General features: G+C 73.9%; 2 protein-coding genes and 2 pseudogenes. 1 reads left to right on the top strand and 3 read right to left on the bottom strand.

Annotated features, from left to right (window positions below):
- Positions 1 to 305: pseudogene (locus AC51EU_RS29220) on the top strand (diacylglycerol kinase); the annotation flags it as partial.
- A 74-nt stretch (positions 306 to 379) separates the two neighbouring features.
- Here the strand turns inward: AC51EU_RS29220 and AC51EU_RS29225 are convergent.
- The 3 genes and pseudogenes from AC51EU_RS29225 to AC51EU_RS29235 form a co-directional block, all read right to left on the bottom strand.
- The gene (locus AC51EU_RS29225; RefSeq protein ID WP_496270107.1) at positions 380 to 1,036 is read right to left on the bottom strand and encodes a response regulator; all 657 of its coding nucleotides are present in this window, start codon (positions 1,034 to 1,036) and stop codon (positions 380 to 382) included.
- Positions 1,033 to 2,376, bottom strand: coding sequence for a sensor histidine kinase (locus tag AC51EU_RS29230; protein WP_496270108.1), 1,344 nt, complete (start codon positions 2,374 to 2,376; stop codon positions 1,033 to 1,035). The genes AC51EU_RS29225 and AC51EU_RS29230 overlap by 4 nt, the downstream gene beginning before the upstream one ends.
- A 68-nt stretch (positions 2,377 to 2,444) precedes the next feature.
- Positions 2,445 to 2,737: pseudogene (locus AC51EU_RS29235) on the bottom strand (alpha/beta hydrolase); the annotation flags it as partial.

Consider the following 2,737-nt stretch of genomic DNA (forward strand, 5'->3'; position numbering starts at 1 on the left):
GGCCGGTGCGGCAGGTGTCGGTGCTGCCGGGTGTGTCGGACGGGACGGACGGCGCGGCGGAGCGGGACGGGACCACGGCGGCGGCGCAAGGCTCCCGGGACCGCGGGGGCACGGCGGACGGGCTGGCCGAGGTCGTCGTCCAGTGGGCCGGCGAGGGGCGCCCCCTGCGGGCGAGGGCCCGCGCGGTGACCGTCTCCGGCGCGGACTTCCACTACCGGGCGGACGCCCTGACCGGCGGCCCGGTCAGGACCCGCACCTGGACCGTCCAGCAGGCGGCGTGGCGGCTGGTACTGCCGAGGCCGTAGGCACGGGGGACGGGTGGCGTACGGGGCGGGCGCGCCGGACGCCACCGTCCGCCACGGGTACGAGCGCCCCCGCCTCAGCCCCCCGGAGTCACCAGCCGCGCCTCGTAGGCGAACACCGCCGCCTGGGTGCGGTCGCGCAGGCCGAGCTTCACCAGGATGCGGCTGACGTGCGTCTTCACCGTCGACTCGGCGACGACCAGATGCTCGGCGATCTCCCCGTTGGACAGGCCCTGGGCGACCAGGACCAGGACCTCGGTCTCGCGTTCCGTGAGGTCGCCGATGCGTTCCTGGGCCGGGGCGCGCGGGGTGCCCAGCCGGGAGAACTCCGAGATCAGGCGCTTGGTGACGGTCGGCGCGAGCAGTGCCTCCCCGGAGGCGACGATGCGGACGCCCTCGGCGAGCTGCCCGGCCGAGGCGTCCTTGAGCAGGAAGCCGCTGGCTCCCGCGCGCAGTGCCTGGTAGACGTACTCGTCCAGGTCGAAGGTGGTCAGGACCAGCACCTTGGCGTCGGCGTCGGCCGCGACGATCTCCCGGGTCGCCTCCAGGCCGTTCATCTCCGGCATCCGGATGTCCATCAGGACGACGTCGGGGCGCAGCTCGGCGACCTTCGCGACCGCCTGGCGGCCGTCGACCGCCTCCCCGACGACCTCGATGTCCGGCATGGCGTTGAGCAGGACGGAGAAGCCCTCGCGGACCATCACCTGGTCGTCGACGATCAGTACCCGGATCATGCCGCGGCCTCCCCCGCCGTCGCGGGCACCGGAAGGAACACCGCGACCTCGAACCCGCCGTCCTCGGTCTGGTCGGCGGTCATCTCCCCACCCAGCATCTGCACCCGCTCCCGCATCCCCAGCAACCCGTGTCCCGCGCCCGGCGAGGGTTTCGCCAGCCGGCTGGGCTTCCCGTTGACGATACGCAGCCCGAGCCCGCCGAGCACATACGCGATCTCCACCCGCGCCTCGGCGCCCGGCGAATGCCGCAGCGCGTTGCTCAGCGCCTCCTGGACGATGCGGTACGCGGACAGCTCGACGCCCTGCGGCATCGGCCGGGACGACCCGGTGATCACCGCTTCGACGGTCAGGCCCGCGCTGCGGACGCTGGCCAGCAGGGAGTCGAGGGATGCGAGGGTCGGCTGGGGCGCCTCCGGGTCGCTCTCGGCGAACGCGTCCGGGTCCTCGGAGCGGACGACGCCGAGGATGCGGCGCAGCTCGGTCAGCGCGGCGACGGCGTTCTCGCGGATGGTGGCGAAGGCGGTGGCCAGCTCCGGCGGGGTCTCCTCGACGCGGTACGGGGCGGCCTCGGCCTGGATGGCGATCACCGACATGTGGTGCGCGACCACGTCGTGCAGCTCGCGGGCGATGGTCGCCCGCTCCTCCAGCAGGGTGCGCCGGGAACGTTCCTCCGCGGTGACGGTGCGGGTCTCGACGACCTGCTGGCGCTCCTGGCGCCAGGCGCGGACCGCCGCCGCCGCGGTCAGGAGGACGGCGGAGAACACCGTCATGGCCGCCGCTTCCGACTCCGTGCCGAAGAGCACGGTCAGCGCGGCCGCGACCAGGAAGGTGACCGCCCACATCTCGGCGGCCAGCCGCGGCCTGGTGCGCAGCACCACCAGGGCCATCACCACGATGTGGGTGGGGAACGAGACCGACATCCACCCCGCCCCGAAGCCGTACATCCCGTCGGCCGGGACGGCGAGGACGACGCCGGCGAGGGAGATCCAGAACGCGCCGACGGGCCGGAACAGGACGAGCAGGACCGGGAACGCGACGATCGCGCACAGCAGGGCGGCGAAGAGGTTCCCGAACATCCCGTGCCCCGACGTCGCGGTGAAGCCGAGCAGGAAGTTCAGCACGGCGCAGGCCGTCAGGACGATGTGCGGGGCCCAGCGCACGGCCTGCAGCAGCCGCTCCGGGACCCACTGGGCGAAGCCCGGGGACCGGGTGTCCAGGGGGGGCATCGGGCGGAAGGTGAAGGCGTCGAGGAACAGGTCCTGGCGCAGCCGGATCAGTGCGCCGCGGAGTATCCGGGCCTCGGAGCGCAGGGTGGTGTGCGCCTGGGTCTTCTCGTTCACGCACACCACGGTAAACAGCGGGGGGCGTGACCGGCGTCCCCATCAGTACGGATACGGCCGGGTCCGTCTCAGGTACTACGGGCCTCGCCGGGCCGTTCCGCGCCGTCGGCGAGGGCGGTGAGCAGGGCGTGGAAGGCGGGTGCGGCGGGAGTGAAGGGGGCGAAGTGCCCGACGCAGGGAAGCTCACGGAGCACGGTGGCGGGGGCGGCGCGCACATAGCGGCGGGAGAGGCCGACGGGGACGCTGGGGTCGTCGGTGCCGTGCAGGATCGTGACGGGCAGGCCGGTGAGCGGATGGCGTACGGGGTCGGCGGCGGCGATCCGCCCGGCGAGCACCGCCCCCTCCCCGCCCAGCAGCTCGG

The sequence above is a fragment of the Candidatus Streptomyces philanthi genome (assembly GCF_059553635.1).